This window comes from Bradyrhizobium sp. BR14999 (assembly GCF_056106085.1).
In genome coordinates this window covers 6,177,963-6,196,762 of sequence record NZ_CM148536.1, presented here as the reverse complement: position 1 = coordinate 6,196,762, position 18,800 = coordinate 6,177,963, and the positions used below count along the sequence as shown (strand labels likewise).

Genomic DNA, 18,800 nt, shown 5'->3' with positions numbered 1-18,800 from the left:
CCGGTCTTCTCGCAATGTTCCGTCGTCTCGAAGGCCCGCAGACCGCTGGTCGCGGTCCGGCCTTCTGGGGCCTGTTCGCACTTGTGCTCGCCGTCGCACTCGCTTATCCGCTGTTCAGCGACGGCTACACGGTCGGCAACACCGTCTATTTCTTCGTCTGGGTGTTCATCGCGCTCAGCCTGTGCCTGATCTGGGGCTATGGCGGCTCGCTCTCCTTCGGCCAGACGGCCTTTTTCGGGATTGCGGGCTATGGCTACGGCATCCTCACCATCAATTTCGGCTCGGCCTACGGCTTCACGCTGGTGGCGCTGGTCGCGGCGGTGGCGATCGCCGCGCTGTTCGCGGTCCTGCTCGGCTACTTCATGTTCTTCGGCCGCATCGCCGGCGTCTTCCTCGGCATCGTCACGCTCGCCGTCACCTTGATGCTGGAACGCTTCATGGCACAGACCGCGGGGCCGGAATGGCACATCGGAGCTGCGCGGCTCAACGGCTTCAACGGCATGAGCGCGATGCCACCTCTGACCATCCCCTGGCCGGGCGAGCCCATCGTGCTGTTCGCCGATGTCGGTCTCTACTACCTCGTGCTTGGCCTTCTGGTCTTTGTCTATCTGGCCTTGCGTATCCTGATGAATTCGTCGTTTGGCAACGTCATCGTCGCGATCCGCGAGAACCCTGAAAGGGCCGAGATGCTGGGCTACGACGTGCGCAAGTACCAGCTCATCACCTTCGTCATCGGCGCCGCGCTCGCGGGTCTGTCCGGCGTGCTGTACACGGTGTGGGGACAGTACATCACGCCGTCGAGCATGGGCATGACGGCCGCGGCGCTGCCGCTGATATGGGTCGCAGTCGGCGGCCGCAGCGACCTGACGTCGACCGTGATCGGCACGCTAGTGGTGCTCGCCGCGTTCCAGGCGCTCACGATCTACGGTAGCCAGTACGCGCTGGTCTTCATGGGCGTGCTGCTGGTGCTCACGGTTCTGATCGCCCCGAACGGTCTCGTGCTCGGGGTGATGAACTGGCTCGGCCGCATCGCCACTCGCCTCACGCAGAGGGCCGGCTGATGTCGCTGCTCGAACTGCGCAAGCTGAACAAGCATTTCGGTGGTCTGCACGTCACCAATTCCGTGGATCTCACGCTGCTGGCCGGCGAGATCCATTGCCTGATCGGCCCGAATGGCGCTGGAAAGAGCACGCTATTCCGCCTGATCCTCGGCGAACATCATCCCGGCAGCGGTGACATTCTCTTCGCCGGAGAGAACATCACGTCGCTCAAATCCTTTGCGCGGATTCATCGCGGTCTCTCGGTTAAGTTCCAGGTGCCTGGTGTGTTCAAGGGCCTGTCGGTCCGCCAGAATCTCGAGATCGCCCTGCAGAGCCGGCATCGCGGTGCGGAGCTCGAAGCGGAGATCGGTCGGCTGCTGAGCTTCCTCGGACTGGAGTCGGAGCAAGCGCAGATTGCCGGCAATCTCAGCCATGGTCAGAAGCAATGGCTCGAGATCGGCATGGCGATCAGCCTGAAGCCGCGCCTTCTGCTGCTGGACGAGCCCACCGCCGGCATGTCGCCCGAGGAAACCCACATGACTGGCGAGATGGTGCAGCGGCTCAATGCCGACGGCATGACGGTGCTGGCGATCGAGCACGACATGGCCTTCGTTCGCCAGGTGGCTCAACGCGTTACCGTGCTGCATCTCGGCCAGGTGTTTGCACAAGGCTCGATCGACGAGATCGTGGCCGACGAACGCGTGGCGGCGATCTATCTCGGGCAGGCTCATGCTTGATCAGCCGCGCAAGGAAGTGATCCTGTCGACGCTGGCTCTGCGCGCCGGCTATGGCGGCAAGCCGGTGCTCCAGGGCCTCGAGATCGAGGTGCGCGAAGGCGAGATCGTTGCCGTCATCGGCCGCAACGGCGTCGGCAAGTCCACGCTGATGAAGAGCCTGATCGGGCTCGTGCCGGCGATGAGCGGCTCGATCGTCTATCGCGGCGAGGCCGTCGAATCTCTGCCAGCGCACAAGCGGGCGCGCCTCGGCATGGGCTATGTGCCGCAGGGGCGCGACGTGTTTCCGCGGCTGACCGTCGGCGAGAACGTCGCGGTCGGCGCAGCGATCAGGGGCGGCGGCATTCTCGAAGCGGGCCGGCGCAAGATCGTCGAGGCTTTTCCGATCCTCGAAGAGCGCTGGCATCAGCGCGCCGGCACCATGTCCGGCGGCCAGCAGCAGCAGCTCGCGATCGGCCGGGTACTGATCGCCGATCCCAACCTCGTCCTGCTCGACGAGCCCTCGGAGGGCATCCAGCCCAACATCGTCCAGGACATTGCGCGCAACATGGTCGAGCTCAACCATAGGACCGGGGTGACCATCATCCTGGTCGAGCAGAATCTCGACATGATCCGCGCCATGGCGCAGCGTTGCTACGTCATGGACAAGGGACGCATCGTCGCGAACCTCGATCGCACGGCGCTCGACGATGCGGCCGAGATGCGCCGTCATCTTGCGGTTTGAAGACTAGCCAACGACAGAAGGAGAAAAGCAAATGTCCTGGCAGAAAGACTCCATCATGGCCCGCAAGGGCGTCGCCAAGGGCGAGCGCGGCACGACGCACACCATCACGGAGAGCGAGCAGGGCAAGTACCACTATGTCTACGGCCCCTATGTGAAGCCGGTGCTGACCGTCGATCCCGGCGCCGTCGTCTCGGCAGAGACCCATGATGCGTTCGAGGGCGCCATCAAGAAGGAGACCGACAGCCCGTCAAAGATGCTCAACTTCCCGTTCCTCAATCCGCAGAACGGGCCGATCCACGTCAACGGCGCCGAGAAGGGCGATACGCTCGCGGTCTATATCGAGAGCATAGTGCCGCGCGGGCCGCAGCCGCGTGGCACCACGGTGATCATGCCGGAATTCGGTGGCTTGGTCAGTACGGGCAACACGGCGCTGCTCAACCCGGCGCTGCCGGAGCGGGTCAAGAAGCTCGAGATCGACGCCAAGACCGGAACCAAATGGAACGACAAGATCACGCTGCCCTATGAGCCGTTCATCGGCACCATCGGCACCTCGCCGGAGATCGAGGCGATATCTTCGCTGGTCCCGGACTACTACGGCGGCAACATGGATCTTCCCGACGTCGGTGTCGGGGCCATCATCTACCTGCCCGTCAACACCAAGGGGGCCTTGCTCTATCTCGGCGACTGCCATGCGGCGCAGGGCGATGGCGAGCTCTGCGGCGTCGCCATTGAGCATCCGACCGTGACCACGGTTCAGGTCGATCTCATCAAGAACTGGACCATCGCCTGGCCGCGGCTCGAGACCAGGGACTTCATCATGACGATTGGTTCGGCGCGCCCGATGGAAGATGCAGCCCGCATCGCCTATCGCGAGCTCTGCCGCTGGATGGCGGCCGACTACGGCTTCGACGAGATCGACGCCTATATGCTGCTGACCCAGGCCGGCCGTGTCAGGCTCGGCAACATGGTCGATCCCAAATACACGTTGGGCGCCTCCATCAAGAAGTCCTATCTCGGTTGAGGCCGATCGGAATGCCCATCATTCACAAGGTCGCCGCCGTCCAGTTCGAGCCGATCGCGTTCGAGAAGGAACGCAACGTCGCGCGCCTGGTCGAGCTCTGCGAGCAGGCGGCGGCGGCCGGTGCAAGACTCATCGTCACACCGGAAATGGGAACGACGGGTTATTGTTGGTTCGACCGGGCCGAGGTCGCGCCGTTCGTCGAGTCGATCCCCGGACCGACAACAAATCGCTTTGTGGCGCTGGCGCGCAAATATGATTGCTACATGGTCGTCGGCATGCCCGAGGTCGACGAGGACGGCATCTACTTCAACAGCGCCGTCCTGATCGGGCCCGACGGCATCATCGGTCGCCACCGCAAGACCCACCCCTACATTTCTGAGCCGAAATGGGCTGCGGCGGGCGATCTGCATAATCAGGTGTTCGAGACGCCGATCGGACGGATCGCGCTGCTTATCTGCATGGACATTCATTTCGTCGAAACCGCGCGGCTGATGGCGCTGGGCGGCGCGGATGTTATCTGCCACATCTCGAACTGGCTGGCGGAGCGTACGCCGGCGCCTTACTGGATCAGCCGCGCCTTCGAGAACGGCTGCTACGTCATCGAGAGCAATCGATGGGGGCTCGAACGAACGGTGCAGTTCAGTGGCGGGAGCTGCGTGATCGCGCCGGACGGGCATGTGACGGCTGTGCTCGACAAAGGCGACGGGGTGCTGCTGTCGGAGATCGATCTCGACGCCGCACGCGCCCGCCGCGTGCTTGGGGAAGCCGTCTTCGTGCAGCGCCGGCCGGAGCTCTATCCGGAGTTGCTTACCGACACGTTCAGCTGGAATCCGCGCGACTTTTTCGGCCTCTATGGCCACGAGCCCTGGCCGACCGGCAAGGTTTCGCGCGTCAGTGTCGCGCAGTTTGCGCCCGGCGATGACATCAGCCAGAATCATGAGAAAATCTCGGTGCTCACCCGCAAGGCCCGCGCCGAAGGCGCGGAGCTCGTCGTCTTCCCGGAACTCGCCCTGACGGGCCTTGCCGATCCTGCAAGAAGGGCACAACCGATTCCGGGGCCGGCGACCGACAGCCTTGGCAGGCTTGCAGAGGAGCTCGACCTCTATCTTGTCTACGGCCTCGCCGAACGTGACGGCGATCTGGTCTACAACAGCGCTTGCCTCATCACGCCGGATGGGGACATCTCGGTCTATCGCAAGACGCATCTCACCGCCGACGAGCGAAGCTGGGCGACCGCCGGTGACGGCTGGACCGTTGTCGACACGCCAATCGGCCGCATCGGGCTGTTGATCGGTCACGATGCGTCGTTTCCGGAGGTGGGCCGGGTGCTGGCGCTTCGCGGCTGCGATCTCGTCGCGTGTCCTGCCGCGATCAAGGGACGCTTCAGTTCGTCGCATCCCGGCACGCAGGTCGAGCAGCCGAAGCCGATTCCAACCGGCCCGGATCCGCACCACTGGCATCATTTCCGCGTTCGCGCCGGCGAGAATAACTTGTTCTTCGCTTTCGCCAATGTCGTCGATCCAGAACGCGGCTATCCTGGGCTGAGCGGCGTATTCGGCCCTGACACGTTCGCATTCCCGCGGCAGGAGGCGATCGCGGCCGGCGGCACGGGGCTTGCTACGGCGCTGGTCGACACCACCAATCTCGACAGCGTCTATCCGACGAATGTCGTGCGGCGAAAGGATCTGGTGTCGATGCGCATGCCGCACAGCTATCGCGGATTGGTCAAAGTGGCTGCGATCAATTACTGAACCAAGAAACCAAGAAAAGGAAGCCGACCATGGATTTGGGACTGAAGGGCGCCAAGGTTCTCGTCACCGGAAGTACCAAGGGGATTGGCCGCGCGATCGCCGAGACATTCGCCGCCGAGGGCGCCGATGTCGGTGTGTGCTCGCGCAATCTGGCCGAGGTCGAAAGCACGGTGGCTGCGCTCAAGGCCAAGGGCGTCGCAGCCTATGGTGGTGCGGTCGACGTCGCCGACGCGGCCGTCCTGAATGCCTGGGTCGGCGATATGGCGGCAAGGCTTGGCGGCATCGACGTCGTCGTCGCCAATGTCAGCGCACTCGCGATCGGACAGGACGACGAAAGTTGGCAAAAGGAGTTCTCGACAGACATGATGGGCACGGTGCGGCTGGTGAACGGGGCCATGCCGTATCTGGAGAAGAGCAAGGCCGGCGCGATCGTCACCATCTCCAGCGTCTCCGGGCGCGAGGTCGATTTCGCGGCTGGTCCCTACGGCACATTCAAGGCGGCGATCATCCATTACACGCAAGGGCTCGCCAATCAGCTCGCGGCGAAGGGCATCCGCGCCAATTCGGTCTCGCCTGGCAACACCTATTTCGAGGGTGGGGTCTGGAACATGATCAAGGACAACAATCCCGAGCTCTACAAGACCGCATTAGCCCTCAACCCGATGGGGCGGATGGGAACGCCGCAGGAAATGGCTAACGCCGTGGTGTTTCTCGCCAGCCGCGCGGCGAGCTTCATCACGGGCACAAATCTTGTCGTCGACGGTGCACTCACGCGTGGGGTGCAGTTGTAGCAAAACGTATTGGCGTTTGCCTTGCATTCGACCTCGCTAGCTCAAACTGGCCCATGATGGATCGGAGCGAAGTCATCGCGTACCGCCGAGATCCCTGTCGCACTTGAGGCCTGCAGCGTGCTTTGTCTTGCAGCCGAAGATTCGAAGGCGCGATTGTCGAGATGACCTGTTTGGGGGCCTATTTGCCGGAGCGAGTAAGCGGCTTTCGTCGCGTTTGCATTGGGCGCCGAGGTGTCGAAATCCGGTTCGTCGCAAACCGACATTGCCCTTTGGATCGTCGTTCCAACATGATGGGTTCAACGCGCAGCAATTGGTTATCGACGGCAGGCGGTTATGTGCACGTCCGGCGGCTATACTATTGTCGCGGAAATAGTATAACCGGGGTGAGTGCATAGAGGATTCTATAACCAATTGAAATCGCAAAACTATCGCTTTTCCGTGGCGCCTATGATGGACTGGACCGAGCGGCATTGCCGGGTGTTCCACCGTCAACTGACGCGGCGGGCGCTGCTTTATACGGAGATGCTGACCACGGGTGCGATTATTCATGGCGATCGGGAGCGGCTGCTTGGGTTCGACGCGTGCGAGCATCCGGTGGCGCTTCAGCTTGGCGGGTCGGATCCGCACGAGCTCGCGCTAGCTGCGCGGATCGGTGAGGCGTTCGGTTATGATGAGATCAATCTCAATGTCGGCTGCCCGTCCGATCGCGTGAAGGATGGCCGGTTCGGCGCCTGCCTCATGGCGGAGCCGGAACTGGTGGCGAGGTGCGTCGACGCCATGAAGTGCGCGGTCGCGGTTCCCGTCACTGTGAAGTGCCGTATCGGGATCGACAACCAGGACCCTGAATTGGCGCTCGATACGCTCTCGCGCGCGGTGGTGGCGTCCGGCTCCGATGCACTGATCGTGCACGCCCGCAAAGCCTGGCTCAACGGCCTGTCGCCGAAGGAGAACCGCGACATCCCGCCGCTCGACTATGATCGCGTCTATCGGCTCAAACGCGCAATGCCTAGTGTGCCCGTCATCATCAATGGCGGCATCCCGGGCATCGACGATGCGAAGGCGCATCTTGCCCATGTCGACGGTGTGATGCTCGGCCGCGCCGCCTATCAGGAGCCGTGGCGGCTGCTCAGCGTCGATACCGACATCTTCGGCGAGGCGGCGCCGCACGCGTCCATGCAGGACGCGCTCGAGGCGATGATGCCCTACATCGAACAGCAGCTCGCGCGCGGCACCCGGCTGCACGCGATCACGCGGCATTTCGTCGGCGCATTCCACGCCGTTCCCGGCGCGCGCGCCTTCCGCCGCCATCTTGCCGAGCAGGGGGTGAAGCCGGGCGCCAGTCTCGACGTGCTGCGCGAGGCGATCGCGCGTATCGGTGCACCTGCGCCAGCGGAGGCGGCGTAGCTCGTCTAGTCGATCGCGATGCGCGAGCGGCGGGGGCCCTTCTGGAGCTCCGGATAACCTGTCAGCATCAGCGTGTCCGCGCGCACGCCCCAGCTTTCCAGGCGGTCGAGGAAGCTCATGCCGAGCAGATTGGTCTTCATCTGGCCACGTTGCACGACCAGGGCCGGCACCGACTTCTCGACCAGCTTGCCGACCGCGAGACGGTCGAGCGTGAGCCGCGCCGCCTTGGTGTGGCCACCCGCGGTCTCCAGGTCGACGTCGTATTCGAGCATCTCGAGCGGCAGTCCGATCGCTTTCGCGGTTTCCCAGGTCAGCACCACGGAGGTCGCACCTGTATCGATCACCATCGGCGCGGTGACGCCGTTGATCTTCGCACGCAGTGCGAACTCGCCACCCTGGCCGCGCGGGATATGCACGGCGGGGGCCGGGGCGGCGGTCTGCGCGCGGAAGATGTGCGAGACCCTGTGGCTGGCGCGCGCGATCTGGTCGGGATCGCCATAGGCGACGACCGCACCTGCGGTGCCGGCGAGCATGATGAGTACAAGCAGGAAGCGGATCATTGCGCGCCTCCAGATGCGCGCGTGCCGATCAGGTACGTTTCGGCGATGCCGCGATCGGTGCGAGTCCTGCCTGATCCATGCGCGCCGGCAACAGCGCCATGACCGTCAGCCGCTCCGCGCTGTCCATGGCGTGCCAGCGCGCGATCTCCGGCAAAGTCCGGCCGCAGCCGAAGCAAAGCTTGGTCTTGGGATCGATCATGCAGACGGCGACGCACGGCGTTTCTTTGCTCATACGGACATTGTGAGGGATCGTCGGGCATGTCTGCAAGCATCTCGTTAAGAGCCCGTGCCTGCGCTCATGATCGGCTTGTGGCGCGGCCGGCGCTTCTCGTCGGGAACGAGCGAACTCTCGGGCTGCAGCGGCGGAGAATCATCCGACAGCGGCGCCAGCGCGCTCATCACGCGCTCCGGCGGGAAGGTGACGATCACCTCGGTGCCGATGCGCAGCTTCGATTTCAGCGTGAACGTGCCGCCATGCAGGTCGATCAGATTCTTGGCGATGGGCAGGCCGAGGCCTGCGCCCTGTTCGGCCGATTTGATCGAGTTGGAGCCCTGGCCGAACGAGGCGAGCACGACCGGGATCTCGTCCTCGGGGATTCCGGAGCCGGAATCCTTCACCGATAGATATTGTCCACCCGAAGCGGTCCATCCCGCCTTGAGCCAGATCTCTCCGCCCTGCGGCGTGAACTTGATCGAGTTGGAGAGCAGGTTGAGCACGACCTGGCGGATCGCGCGCTCGTCGGCCCAGAGCCGCGGCATGGCCTGCTCGAACACTTCGTGGATGGTGATGCCGCGGCTCGAGGCGCGCAGCTTCATCAAATGATGGCAGTCGGCGACGATGCCGACCAACGACACCGCTTCCTCGTTGAGTTCGTAGCGGCCGGCCTCGATCCGCGACAAATCGAGGATCTCGTTGATGAGGTTGAGCAGGTGCACGCCGGAATTATGGATGTCCGCCGAGTACTCCTTGTAGACCGGCACCGCGTGTGCGCCAAAAATCTCGCTCTTCATCACCTCGGAGAAACCGAGGATGGCGTTCAGCGGCGTGCGCAGCTCGTGGCTCATCTGCGCGAGGAAGCGTGACTTGGCGACATTGGCGGATTCGGCGCGGTGACGTGCTTCGTCCGAGATTGCCTTGGCCTGTTCGAGCTCGCCGATCAGTGCGTCCTTCTCGGCGCGTGCCTCGAGCGTGGCGAAGGTCGAGGAGTGCAGGCGGTGGGCCAGCAGGACGAAATAGCCTTCGGCCGCGAGCGCGAGTGCCGCCAGGATGTAATTGTCCAGTGAGCCGGTCATCACGAAGCTCAGGGCCATTGCGACCGCGACCGGCGCGGTGGCGGCAACGGCGGCGATCGGCAGATTGGCGGCCAGCATGCTCGATACCGCGATCACCAGCAGCATCAGGAACATCATCAGTGTTTCCGTGACCATGTCGAGCACGGGGTGGATCAGGATCGCCATCCAGCACAGGCCATAGAGCAGGTCGAGCACGACGAAGCGCGTTCGCCATGCGCGCGTCGCGGCCGGAGAGGTGGCCTCAGTCAGGAACCGCCGGCAGCTGCGGATCATCGCGCTGTGGATGCAGAGCATGCCCGCGGTCCAGGCCGCGGCCGGAATCGGCTGCATCCAGAGCCCGAACAGCACGCCGGTGGCGACCACCAGCAGCATCACGACATAGGAAGCCGACAGCCGCGTCTGCGCATATTGGCGCAGCATCTCGGCGTCGAAGGCCGGCCGGGTTCCGCTGGTCGAGGTTAACTTGTCGCGCGCCTCGCGCACCCGCTGCGCCGCAGCCCTGCGGCTGCTCGCCGATGGAGCGCTCACCGGCTCGGCCGGAAGCTGCACAACCTCGGGCTTTTCAGCGGGGTTACTCATCAAGCAACACGATTCCTGCCCACGCCGGACGCGGGCCTTCTGCATTGTCTATCTCTGGCAAGAAATCCTTAAGAGGTGACTTAAGGAGCTAAAGAATTACGTTAACGGATGATTAAGAAACACCTCTGCCGGAACCGGCAGTGCCGAACGTCCGGTCACGACGGATCAATACAGCAGCGAGTGCTGCGCAATGTAGACCAGTGCACCCGCGAGATATCCCACAAGCGCGGGACCTGCGATCCGGCGGGCGTACCAGAAGAATTCGATCTTCTCGAGCCCCATCGCGGCGACGCCGGCCGCCGAGCCGATGATCAGGATCGAGCCGCCGGTGCCGGCGCAATAGGCGATGAATTCCCAGATGAAGCTGTCCGGCGGGTATTGCACCAGATTGTACATGCCCATCGTCGCCGCGACGAGCGGCACGTTGTCGATGATGGCGCTCAACAGGCCGAGCAGGATGACGATGATGTCGAGACGGCCGACCGTGGTATCGAGCCATTTGGCCAGCAGCTCCAGCACGCGGGCGTGCTCCAGGCAGGCGACGGCCAGGAGAATGCCGACGAAGAACACGATGGAACTCATGTCGATGCGCGTCAGCGCATGGACGAGGGTGAGGGGACGACGCGCATCCTCGTCCTTGTGGCGGTGAACGATCTCGCCGACCAGCCAGAGGATGCCCAGCCCGAACAAGATCCCGATGAAGGGTGCGAGGTGCGTCACGGCCTTGAAAACCGGGACGGCGACCAGTGTGCCGAGGCCGAGATAGAACATCAGATTGCGCTCGAACAGCTCGACCTTGAGAGCCTGCGCTTCTCGTTGCAGCGGCGGGACGATGTCCTTCCCTTTGACGGAGTAGCCAATGATGAGCAGCGGTATCAGCAGGTTGAGCAGAGACGGCAGGAATACCGCTCCCATGATGCTGACAGGCGAGATCTGCCCTCCGATCCAGAGCATCGTCGTCGTGACGTCGCCGATGACGGTCCAGGCGCCGCCCGCATTGGCGGCGATGACGATCAGGGAAGCGAACAGCAGGCGGTCGCTCCTGTTGCCGATCAGCTTCTGAACCAGCGAGACCATCACGATGGTGGTCGTGAGGTTGTCGAGGATCGCGCTCAGGAAGAACGTCACGAAGCCGATGATCCACATCAGCGTGGTCTGCTTCGTGGTGCGGATGACCGAGGTGATGACTTCGAAGCCGTTGTGGGCGTCGATCACCTCGACGATCGTCATGGCGCCAATCAGGAAGAAGACGATCTGCGCCGTCGAGGCGACGGATTCGTCGAGCTGGTGGTTGACGAGCGAGGCGTCGCCGACGGACATCGCGTAGATGGTCCAGAGCAGGCCCGCTCCCAGGAGAGCCGTAGCGCTCTTGTTGATGCCGAGCGGGTGTTCGAGCGCGATGGCAGCATACGCAACGATGAAAACGGCGGCGATCACGCTCAGCAAGTCAGTCCCCCCGAACTTGTTCTTTCAGCTCAATGTGCTCGCCAGACCTCGTCGCGGTGCAGGCCGCGTCGAGGTCTGGGACGGCGCCGTGCCCGGCAGCAAACAGTCAAGATGTTCCTCAGCGTTGCAGACGCGCGAGCAGGCTCGACGTGTCCCAGCGCTTGCCGCCCATTTTCTCCACCTCGGAGTAGAACTGGTCGACCAGTGCGGTCACCGGCAGGTTGGCGCCGTTGCGGCGGGCTTCAGCCAGCGAGATCGAGAGGTCCTTGCGCATCCATTCCACCGCGAAGCCGAAATCGTACTTGTCCTCGTTCATGGTCTTGTAGCGATTCTCCATCTGCCAGGACTGCGCTGCCCCTTTTGAGATGGTCTCGATCACTGCGGCGACGTCGAGGCCACTCTTCTTGGCGAAGTGGATACCTTCGGAAAGACCCTGCACCAGACCGGCGATGCAGATCTGGTTGACCATTTTCGTCAGCTGGCCGGAGCCGGCGGGCCCAAGCAGTTTGCACATCCGCGCATAGGCGCCCGTGATGATCGGCTCGGCACCGGCATAGGCGTCCTGCGCGCCGCCGCACATCACCGTCAGCACGCCGTTCTCGGCGCCGGCCTGGCCGCCGGAGACGGGGGCATCGATGAACTTGAAGCCGGCCTTGGTCGCGGCCGCATCGAGCTCGCGTGCGACTTCGGCCGAAGCGGTGGTGTGGTCGACGAAGGTTGCGCCCTTCTTGACGCCGGCAAACGCGCCGTCGGGTCCGATCGTGACCGCGCGCAGATCGTTGTCGTTGCCGACGCAGCACATCACGAAATCCTGGCCTTCGGCGGCGGCCTTTGGGGTCGGTGCGGTCTTGCCGCCGAACTTGTCTGCCCACTCCTTCGCCTTGGCCGCGGTGCGGTTATAGACGGTGACCTCATGGCCCCCTTTTTTCACGAGGTGTCCGGCCATGGGGAAGCCCATGACACCGAGACCGAGGAAAGCGACTTTTGCCATGTATGGTACCTTGTCCGTAGTTTGGGTTTTACGGTTCTTGCCGGGCGAGCAGGGCGCCTGGTTCCGCCGTGTGGGCGGATTGGGGCGCACCATAAACCCTTGAGGCCAGAGGGCAACGGCTTCGTTTGGCGGTCCCCTGTGCTAGGATGGCGGACCTCAAGGACTTCAAAAAAGGGAGCGAAGGCATGGGCATGGGTTTGGGCGGCGTGAGCGTGGGCGTGCTCGATCATTTCAACATCCGAACCCGGAAACTGGCCGAGACGATCCGCTTCTACGAGGACGTGCTGGGCCTGGAAAATGGCGCCCGGCCGAATTTCGCCTTCCCGGGCGCCTGGATGTACAGCGAGGGGAAACCGGTGGTGCACCTCGTCGATATTTCTCCGACCGCCGAGCCACAAAAGCCGGATTCCGGCGTTGTCCACCATGTCGCCTTCGTCAGCCGCGGCTTTGACGGTATGAAGCAGCGGCTGACGTCCAAGGGGATGAAGTTCGAGTCCCGCCAGGTGCCTGGCGGCGAGCTCTGGCAGATCTTCGTCCACGACCCCAACGGGGTGATGATCGAGCTGAATTACGAGGCGGCCAGGGAGCAGGGGGCGGCGCCCGCGGAGATGGCTGACGATATCGGCAGGCAGTAGCCTTTTGGGCGTTTCCGCTCTAATGGGGCATCTTGAAATCAGGAGATGCGCTTTGAGCGTGACGCAGCAACAGGTTCTCGACAGCCTTGGCCGGATCAAGTCGCCGCGCGGGGTCGCGCTCACCAATGCCAACGTGCTGAGCGCGATCAGCGCCTCTGACGGCAAGGTGTTCTTCTCGATCAATGTCGATGCCGCCGAGGCGCGGGCATGGGAGTCCGTCCGGGCCGAAGCGGAAGCCGCCGTCCGTGCCATTCCCGGCGTCACCACCGCGATGGTGGCGCTCACCGCCGAGCGCAAGCCGGGCTCCGCGCCGCCGCCACCCCCGCAGCCGAGCCGTGGCACGCCCGGCGTGCAGCCCGCCCATGCTCATAAGCCGCCGCAGGGTGGCCAATCGCCGATGGCGCGGCAGTCTGAGATCCCCGGCGTCGCCGCCGTGATCGCGGTCGCCTCCGGCAAGGGCGGGGTGGGCAAGTCGACCACCGCGCTCAATCTGGCGCTCGGCCTGCGTGACGTCGGCCTCAAGGTCGGGCTGCTCGACGCCGACATCTACGGCCCCTCGGTGCCGCGGCTGACCGGCCTGCGCGACAAGCCGGAGCTGAACGACGAGCGCAAGATGATTCCGCTCCGGCGCTTCGGCCTCGCCATTATGTCGATCGGCTTTTTGGTGGAGGAGGAGACCGCGATGATTTGGCGCGGTCCCATGGTGATGTCGGCGGTGACGCAGATGCTGCGCGACGTCGAATGGGGCAAGCTCGACGTGCTGGTCGTCGACATGCCGCCGGGCACCGGCGATGCCCAGCTCACGCTGGCGCAGAACGTGCCGTTGAAGGGCGCCGTGATCGTCTCGACCCCGCAGGACCTGTCCCTGATCGACGCAAGACGGGGGCTTGCCATGTTCAAGAAGGTCAACGTGCCCGTGCTCGGCATCGTCGAGAACATGAGCTACTTCCAGTGCCCACATTGCGGCACCAAGTCGGACATTTTCGGACATGGCGGGGCGCGGCACGAGGCCGAGAAGCTTGGAGTCCCGTTCCTGGGCGAGATCCCGCTGCACATGGCGATTCGCGCCACCTCGGATGCCGGCAATCCCGTGGTCGACAGCGAGCCGGACGGACCTCATGCGGCGATCTACCGCGCCATTGCAGGCCAGGTCCGGGACCAGCTCAAGGGTGTCATCGCCGCGGCCTGAACCGGCCGCCGCGGCAAGCTCCGGGGACATGCGACTTTCGTAGAGCCCCGTCATGCCATTGTCGCGTTCCGAAACTGGGCGGTCCGTGTTAAAGGCCCACGGCAGTCAAGCCCCTTCGGTTCGACGCGGCCTTCACGCGTCGCCGGAATGAGCGGCAGCAAAAGAGAAGTTGAGGGGAAACGCCCCAGCAAGGAGAGAGATGAAGATGAAGCGTCGTGATTTTCTCAAAGTGTCGGCAGCAGGCGCGGCGGCGACCGCAGTGGCCTCGCCGGCAATCGCGCAGTCCTCGCCGGAGGTGAAGTGGCGCCTGACTTCGAGCTTCCCGAAGTCGCTCGACACCATCTATGGCGGCGCCGAGCAGGTGGCGAAATACGTCGCCGAGATGACTGACAACAAGTTCCAGATCCAGGTGTTCGCCGCCGGTGAAATCGTCCCCGGCCTGCAGGCGCTGGATGCGACTTCGAGCGGCACGGTCGAGATGTGCCACACCGTGTCCTACTACTATGTCGGCAAGGACCCGACCTTCGCGATCTTCGCCTCGGTGCCGTTCGGCCTCAACGCGCGCCAGCAGAATTCGTGGCTCTATCAGGGCGGCGGCAACGAGCTCGCCAACGAGTTCTTCAAGAAGTCGAACGTAATCGGCTTCCCCTGCGGCAACACCGGCACCCAGATGGGCGGCTGGTTCCGCAAGGAGATCAAGACCGTTGCCGACCTCTCCGGCCTGAAGATGCGCATCGGCGGCATTGCCGGCCAGGTGCTCCAGAAGGTCGGCGTGGTGCCGCAGCAGCTCGCCGGCGGCGATATCTATCCGGCGCTGGAGAAGGGCACCATCGACGCGGCCGAGTGGGTCGGTCCCTACGATGACGAGAAGCTCGGCTTCGCCAAGGTCGCCAAGTACTACTATTATCCGGGCTTCTGGGAAGGCGGTCCGACCGTCCACGCCTTCGCCAATCTGGAAAAGTGGAATGCGCTGCCGAAGAACTATCAGGCGATCCTCACCAACGCGACGGCCAACGCCAACAGCTGGATGGCCGCGCGTTACGACATGCAGAACCCGGCGGCGCTGAAGCGTCTGGTCGCCGGCGGCACCCAGCTTCGTCCCTTCACCAATGAGGTTCTGGAAGCCTGCCTCAAGGCGACCAACGAGCTGTGGGCTGAGATCTCGGGCAAGAACGCCGACTTCAAGAAGTCGATCGACGCCATGCAGGCCTACCGCTCCGACGAATATCTGTGGTGGCAGGTCGCCGAGTATACCTACGACAGCTTCATGATCCGCTCGCGCACCCGCGGCTGATCTACGGCTTAAGTCGTAAGACGAGTAGCCCGGCCTCCTCAAGGAGGCCGGGCTTTTTCTTTGCCGCAGTGCGATCGGGATGGCATTCGGCGGAGCGATGATCCATGCTGTCCTCAAGCCTCGGCAAGAAGGCCCAACAAGCAGATCCAAGAGGGTAGGAAATCATGAAGAGAAGAGACTTCATCAAGGTCACGGGACTTGGTGCGGCCGGCGCCGCCACGCTCGCGGCGCCCGCGATCGCGCAGTCGATGCCGGAAATCAAATGGCGCATGCCGACGAGCTGGCCGAAATCGCTCGATACGCTGTTCGGCGGCGCCGAGATGATGTGCAAGATGGTCGCGGAAGCGACCGACAACAAATTCCAGATCCAGATCTTCGCCGCCGGCGAGATCGTGCCGGGTCTCCAGGTGCTCGACGCCGTGCAGAACGGCACCTGCGAGATCGGCCACACCGCGTCCTACTACTATTTCGGCAAGGACCCGACCTTCACCTTCGGCTCGGCCGTGCCGTTCGGTCCCAACATGCGCATCAACCAGGCCTGGTACATGCTGGGCGGCGGGCGCGACGTGCTCAACGAATTCTACAAGGGCTACAACGTCGTCTCGCTGCTCGCGGGCAACACCGGCTGCCAGATGGGCGGCTGGTTCAGGAAGGAGGTCAACACGCCCGACGACATGAAGGGCATGAAATTCCGCATTGGCGGCTTTGCCGGCCGCGTGCTCCAGAAGCTCGGCGTGGTGCCGCAGCAGCTCGCCGGCGGCGATATCTATCCGGCGCTGGAGAAGGGCACCATCGACGCCGCCGAATGGGTCGGCCCCTATGACGACGAGAAGCTCGGCTTCTACAAGATCGCGCCGCACTACTACTATCCCGGTTGGTGGGAAGGCGGACCGATGCTGCTGGCCTTCGTCAACCTCGACAAGTGGAACGCGCTGCCGAAATATTACCAGAGCGTGCTGGAGCAGGCCGGCCACTACGCCAACAACTACATGATGGCGCGCTACGACAACGCCAATCCGCTGGCGCTGAAGAAGCTGCTTGCGAGCGGCACCAAGCTGCACGCCTTCTCGCCGTCGATCATGGATGCCTGCCACAAGGCCGCCAAGGAGCTGCATGCCGAAGTCGGCGCGACCAACGCCAGCTTCAAGAAGGTGCACGATTCCCTCGCCAAGTTCACGAGCGACGGCTACGCCTGGTTCCAGGTCGCCGAGGTCGGCTACGACATCTTCATGGCGCGGCGCTCGCAGAGCTGATCACGCCACTTGCTGCCTGCAACGCCCCGGAGCGAAGGCTCCGGGGCGTTGTCGTGTCCGCGTTTGGAGAGTGCCAAACTCAAAATATGCAAAAACAACCCCATGCACAGTAGACGAGGGGTCACGGCGGTACGTCCTGTCGATGCTGCCAACAGACTGATGCGTCGACGTAAATCTGCGGGATGCTACGATCCTCGTGCAGCCGCGGCCCGCGCTGCGTTTTGAGAGCGAAAGTGGGGTAGGGACCGCCGAGCGGCGGATTCGTTTCGGCATCTCCCGATGCTGCTAGTTGCGAAGCCGCTTAACTCGTCGGGCAACACAGTGGCAAAAAGCCATCATCGAAAAATCCGAAAATCCTGTCGCGGTGCCGATCCTTGGCCCATCCTTGGCCGATCCTTGGGAGTGACCATGGACTTCGATCCCGATGAGGTCCAAGGCGCACTGCGCAAGGCATGGTCATTGTCGACGGCCAGCCAATGGACCGCGGATAATCCGGCGGCGGGGCAATGCAACGTCACCGCGCTGCTCATTCATGACCTCTTTGGCGGCGAGTTGCTGAAGACGCCTCTGCCGCAAGGCGATCATTTTTACAACCGGATCGAGGGGCGGCGGTACGACTTCACGGCGTGTCAGTTCGATCAGCCGATCGCGTACATGGACGTGCCTGCGAATAGAGCCGACGCAGAGTTGGGGGCAACGAACGGCCAACTGGCTGAGCTTAGAGCGGCGTTCGAATGTCACATCGGAGATTGGCGGCCGCTGGAGCCGCAATAATCGTCGTTTCGCTTCACCACTGCATCCCGCGAGCTACGGACCACCTCTCACCAGATGCGTCCGGAAGAAGGCCAGTGCGGCGGCGTTGAGCTGTTCGTGAAAGGCGGCGCGGTCGAACCCCGGTCTGTCGGTGCAGATGTCGGGACGCTTGTTCGCCAGATCCGGCGTGCAGGGCGGAAGGAATGCATAATGACCGGCATTCGGCACGAGATGATAGTCGGATCTGACCGGCAGGTCGCGCTCAATCAGTGAAACATAATCCAGCGTGACTTCGCCGCCCGTCTTGTCGTCTCCGCTCAGCGCCGACGCCCAAAGCTGGATCGGAATTTTTACGTCCTTCAGAGCCTCCCGGTCGAACAATGGACCGAAGGCGGGGTCGGCAACGACAAGGGCCTTGACGCGCGGGTCATGCGCCAATGCTTGTGCCGGGATCTCGCTTCGTCGCAGTTCGGCGCAGCTGGGTTTTGGAGAATTTTCCGGGCACAAGGCGATGGCCTTTCGCAGATCGGGATTGGCGCCCGCGACCACCAGGCCGGTATAGCCGCCCCTCGAAAAACCAAAGAACCCGACATGGTCACGGCCGAGCTTCGCATGATCGGACCATGCGGTGAGCATATGGTCGATCAATCTCGTGATGTCTGCGGGTCGCTCCGTCAATGCGGCGAGCGTGTCCGCACGGCTCATGTCGCCACCGCCGGCGTCGACGGGATGGTCGAGCGCGACGACGACGAACCCGGCATCGGCGAGCACCTCGGCCGTGTCATGATGGCCGATGAAGGATCCCCCATAGCCATGCGAGATCACGATCAATGGCAGCTTGTCACCTGAGACCGCACAGTCCCGCGTCGCAGGCAAAGTGATCGTGCGAAGTTTGACCTCGCCCACCTGCTCCTGGCACGGCGACCACACGGCCGCCTGGAATGCTGGCAAGCCAGCCTCGGCCGGCACCGTGATGAAGCGAAAGCCGGCCGCCTGGGCCAACGTCGTCATCAGACAGAGGGCGAATGCGAGTGTAAATCTGAGGAGGTGCATGCGTTGCTCTCGTTTGAGTTCTGCCGGAGTCTCTGTTTGGAGCGGATCGGTCTGCAGAATGGGGTTTGGCTGCGGCATCCTACGACCTGTGCGCGGCCATGGCTTACACGAACCTGACAAGAGTGCCTCTGCCCTCTCGATGCCTGCTCATCAGCGGTGCGGCAGCAGAGGCTGTCGATGTCAATCGAACGCGCGAGATTTGGTGCCATCTCAACGCTAGCGTGATGCGTAGTTCTTCGGTGTTCCTTTCGCGGAACGATCAGGCTATCGGAATCCGGCAATCGGGCTG

Annotated in this window: 18 protein-coding genes; 12 read left to right on the top strand and 6 right to left on the bottom strand. The window is 63.4% G+C overall.

Features of this window, described 5'->3' with window-relative positions:
- Positions 1 to 14 precede the first annotated feature (14 nt).
- From ACR9YP_RS29125 to dusA, 7 genes are all read left to right on the top strand, one after another.
- Complete coding sequence (locus ACR9YP_RS29125; RefSeq protein ID WP_438110800.1) at positions 15 to 1,061, top strand: branched-chain amino acid ABC transporter permease; 1,047 nt, start codon at positions 15 to 17, stop codon at positions 1,059 to 1,061.
- A complete protein-coding gene (locus ACR9YP_RS29120; protein ID WP_474217679.1) occupies positions 1,061 to 1,777 on the top strand; it encodes an ABC transporter ATP-binding protein in 717 nt (238 codons plus the stop codon). Before ACR9YP_RS29125 ends, ACR9YP_RS29120 begins: the two co-directional genes overlap by 1 nt.
- Positions 1,770 to 2,498 (top strand): ABC transporter ATP-binding protein, encoded by a 729-nt coding sequence (locus tag ACR9YP_RS29115; RefSeq protein ID WP_438109209.1) that lies wholly within the window; start codon positions 1,770 to 1,772, stop codon positions 2,496 to 2,498. The genes ACR9YP_RS29120 and ACR9YP_RS29115 overlap by 8 nt, the downstream gene beginning before the upstream one ends.
- Positions 2,499 to 2,529: 31 nt before the next feature.
- The gene (locus ACR9YP_RS29110) at positions 2,530 to 3,519 is read left to right on the top strand and encodes an acetamidase/formamidase family protein (protein ID WP_474217678.1); all 990 of its coding nucleotides are present in this window, start codon (positions 2,530 to 2,532) and stop codon (positions 3,517 to 3,519) included.
- An 11-nt stretch (positions 3,520 to 3,530) separates the two neighbouring features.
- Entirely contained in the window at positions 3,531 to 5,270 is a 1,740-nt protein-coding gene (locus tag ACR9YP_RS29105) for a nitrilase-related carbon-nitrogen hydrolase (protein WP_474217677.1), read from the top strand.
- Between the two features lie 29 nt (positions 5,271 to 5,299).
- The gene (locus ACR9YP_RS29100) at positions 5,300 to 6,061 is read left to right on the top strand and encodes an SDR family NAD(P)-dependent oxidoreductase (protein ID WP_438109205.1); all 762 of its coding nucleotides are present in this window, start codon (positions 5,300 to 5,302) and stop codon (positions 6,059 to 6,061) included.
- A 411-nt stretch (positions 6,062 to 6,472) separates the two neighbouring features.
- Positions 6,473 to 7,465 carry a tRNA dihydrouridine(20/20a) synthase DusA gene (dusA, locus tag ACR9YP_RS29095; protein WP_438109204.1) on the top strand — a complete coding sequence of 331 codons (993 nt, stop codon included), beginning with the start codon at positions 6,473 to 6,475 and terminating at the stop codon, positions 7,463 to 7,465.
- A gap of 5 nt (positions 7,466 to 7,470) precedes the next feature.
- On the opposite strand, the gene ACR9YP_RS29090 is transcribed toward dusA, so the two are convergent.
- The 5 genes from ACR9YP_RS29090 to ACR9YP_RS29070 form a co-directional block, all read right to left on the bottom strand.
- Positions 7,471 to 8,025 carry a TIGR02281 family clan AA aspartic protease gene (locus ACR9YP_RS29090; protein ID WP_128934512.1) on the bottom strand — a complete coding sequence of 185 codons (555 nt, stop codon included), beginning with the start codon at positions 8,023 to 8,025 and terminating at the stop codon, positions 7,471 to 7,473.
- A gap of 28 nt (positions 8,026 to 8,053) precedes the next feature.
- A complete protein-coding gene (locus tag ACR9YP_RS29085) occupies positions 8,054 to 8,257 on the bottom strand; it encodes a DUF1289 domain-containing protein (protein ID WP_128934511.1) in 204 nt (67 codons plus the stop codon).
- A 44-nt stretch (positions 8,258 to 8,301) separates the two neighbouring features.
- On the bottom strand, positions 8,302 to 9,897 hold the full coding sequence (locus tag ACR9YP_RS29080; protein WP_438109201.1) for a sensor histidine kinase: 1,596 nt from the start codon (positions 9,895 to 9,897) through the stop codon (positions 8,302 to 8,304).
- A 165-nt stretch (positions 9,898 to 10,062) separates the two neighbouring features.
- Positions 10,063 to 11,343, bottom strand: a complete 1,281-nt coding sequence (gene nhaD / locus ACR9YP_RS29075; RefSeq protein WP_370986684.1) for a sodium:proton antiporter NhaD — start codon at positions 11,341 to 11,343, stop codon at positions 10,063 to 10,065.
- A 118-nt stretch (positions 11,344 to 11,461) separates the two neighbouring features.
- A complete protein-coding gene (locus ACR9YP_RS29070; RefSeq protein ID WP_130213866.1) occupies positions 11,462 to 12,334 on the bottom strand; it encodes an NAD(P)-dependent oxidoreductase in 873 nt (290 codons plus the stop codon).
- A gap of 197 nt (positions 12,335 to 12,531) precedes the next feature.
- Here ACR9YP_RS29070 and ACR9YP_RS29065 point away from each other — a divergent pair, with 197 nt between their 5' ends.
- The 5 genes from ACR9YP_RS29065 (at position 12,532) to ACR9YP_RS29045 (ending at position 17,479) form a co-directional block, all read left to right on the top strand.
- Positions 12,532 to 12,969, top strand: coding sequence for a VOC family protein (locus tag ACR9YP_RS29065; RefSeq protein WP_474221139.1), 438 nt, complete (start codon positions 12,532 to 12,534; stop codon positions 12,967 to 12,969).
- 52 nt (positions 12,970 to 13,021) lie between these two features.
- Positions 13,022 to 14,158, top strand: a complete 1,137-nt coding sequence (locus ACR9YP_RS29060) for an Mrp/NBP35 family ATP-binding protein (RefSeq protein WP_438109199.1) — start codon at positions 13,022 to 13,024, stop codon at positions 14,156 to 14,158.
- Between the two features lie 205 nt (positions 14,159 to 14,363).
- On the top strand, positions 14,364 to 15,452 hold the full coding sequence (locus tag ACR9YP_RS29055) for a TRAP transporter substrate-binding protein (RefSeq protein WP_091888831.1): 1,089 nt from the start codon (positions 14,364 to 14,366) through the stop codon (positions 15,450 to 15,452).
- Positions 15,453 to 15,616: 164 nt separating this feature from the next.
- Positions 15,617 to 16,705, top strand: coding sequence for a TRAP transporter substrate-binding protein (locus ACR9YP_RS29050; protein ID WP_128934506.1), 1,089 nt, complete (start codon positions 15,617 to 15,619; stop codon positions 16,703 to 16,705).
- A gap of 408 nt (positions 16,706 to 17,113) precedes the next feature.
- Positions 17,114 to 17,479, top strand: a complete 366-nt coding sequence (locus ACR9YP_RS29045; RefSeq protein WP_438109197.1) for a YunG family protein — start codon at positions 17,114 to 17,116, stop codon at positions 17,477 to 17,479.
- 33 nt (positions 17,480 to 17,512) lie between these two features.
- Here ACR9YP_RS29045 and ACR9YP_RS29040 read toward each other — a convergent pair whose 3' ends face one another.
- Positions 17,513 to 18,589 carry an alpha/beta hydrolase family protein gene (locus tag ACR9YP_RS29040; protein ID WP_438109195.1) on the bottom strand — a complete coding sequence of 359 codons (1,077 nt, stop codon included), beginning with the start codon at positions 18,587 to 18,589 and terminating at the stop codon, positions 17,513 to 17,515.
- Between the last annotated feature and the right edge of the window lie 211 nt (positions 18,590 to 18,800).